This is a genomic window from Streptomyces sp. adm13(2018) (assembly GCF_008042145.1).
GTDB lineage: Bacteria > Actinomycetota > Actinomycetes > Streptomycetales > Streptomycetaceae > Streptomyces.
Window position 1 is genome coordinate 1 of record NZ_RDBH01000200.1, and the last position, 1,441, is coordinate 1,441.

The 1,441-nt window shown below is 73.6% G+C and carries 2 protein-coding genes; both read left to right on the plus strand.

What is annotated here, in order from left to right; all coding sequences use genetic code 11:
- Positions 1–3: 3 nt before the first annotated feature.
- Positions 4–648 carry a GTP cyclohydrolase I FolE gene (folE, locus tag EAO70_RS35520; RefSeq protein WP_148006925.1) on the plus strand — a complete coding sequence of 215 codons (645 nt, stop codon included), beginning with the start codon at positions 4–6 and terminating at the stop codon, positions 646–648.
- Positions 649–682: 34 nt separating this feature from the next.
- On the plus strand, positions 683–1,441 hold a 759-nt coding region (locus EAO70_RS35525; protein WP_222723511.1), incomplete at its 3' end, for an SDR family NAD(P)-dependent oxidoreductase.

The window sequence follows — 1,441 nt, forward strand, 5'->3', positions numbered from 1 at the left end:
GCCATGTCCACAGCAGTCACCGCCGAAGCAGTCCCCGCCGAACCCGCGGCCGTCCCGGTCCCGTCCGTCCCCGTCTCACCTGTCTCCCCCGACGCCCCCGCCCTCGACCTGGTCGCGGCGGAGGAGGCCGCGCGCCGGTTCCTCGCCGCGCTCAACGTGCCGACCGACTCCGAGAGCCTGCGCGACACTCCGCGCCGCATGGCGAAGGCCTACGCCGAGCTCTTCTCGCCCCGCCCGTTCGACCTCACCACCTTCCCCAACGACGAGGGATACGACGAACTGGTCGTGGCCCGTAGGATCCCGCTCCGGTCCGTCTGCGAACACCACCTGCTGCCGTTCGTCGGGGTCGCCCACGTCGGCTACCTGCCGCAGGACCGCATCCTCGGCCTCTCCAAACTGGCCCGTGTGGTCGAGCACTTCTCCTGCCGACCGCAGGTCCAGGAGCGGCTCACCAAGCAGATCGCCGACTGGCTGGAGACCCGGCTCGCGCCCAAGGGCGTCGGCGTGGTGATCCAGGCCGAGCACACCTGCATGACGCTGCGCGGGGTGCGGGCCGGCGGCTCCGACACGGTGACCTCCACCCTGCTCGGTCGCCTGCGCGACGACCCGCGCTCCCGCCAGGAGTTCCTGGCCCTCACCCAGTCCTGAATCCGCCCACCCCACCCCGAGGGTTGCCATCAGCATGACCACCTCACTGGACTACTCCACCATGTTCCGGCTGGACGGCCGCCGGGCCGTCGTCCTGGGCGCCGGAAGCGGCATCGGCCGGGAGGCCGCCCAGGCACTCGCCGCCCAGGGAGCGGAGGTGGTCTGCGCCGACCTGGACCCCGACGCCGCCGCCGCGACGGCCGACAGGACGGGGCCCGGCGCCACCGCCCTCGCACTGGACGTCCTGGACCGCGCCGCGCTCGCCGGGGCGGCCCGCGACCTCGGCGACGTCGACGTCCTGGTCCTCACCGCCGGAACCCATGTGCGCAAGCGGCTCCTCGACTACTCCGCCGAGGAGTTCGACCGGGTGGTGGGGCTCAACCTGCGCGGCGCCTTCGACGTCATCCGGGCCTTCGGCGGTCCGATGGCCGCGCGCGGCCGGGGCAGCATCATCGGCTTCTCGTCGATGCGCGCGGTGGCCCTCGAACCGGGCCAGGGCGTCTACTCCGCCAGCAAGGCCGGAGTGACCCAGCTCCTCCGGGCGGCCGCCACCGAGTTCGGGCCGAGCGGGGTCCGGGTGAACGCGATCGCCCCCGGCATCGTCGAGACCCCGCTCACCGCGCAGATCATGGCCGAGCCCGACTGGTACCGGGCGTACGCCGACAAGAGCGTGCTCAACCGCTGGGGCCGCGCGGAGGAGCTGGCGGGCGCGGTGGTCTACCTCGCCTCCGACGCGTCGAGCTTCGTCACCGGCGCGGTGCTCGCCGTCGACGGCGGCTGGACCGCCGCCGAC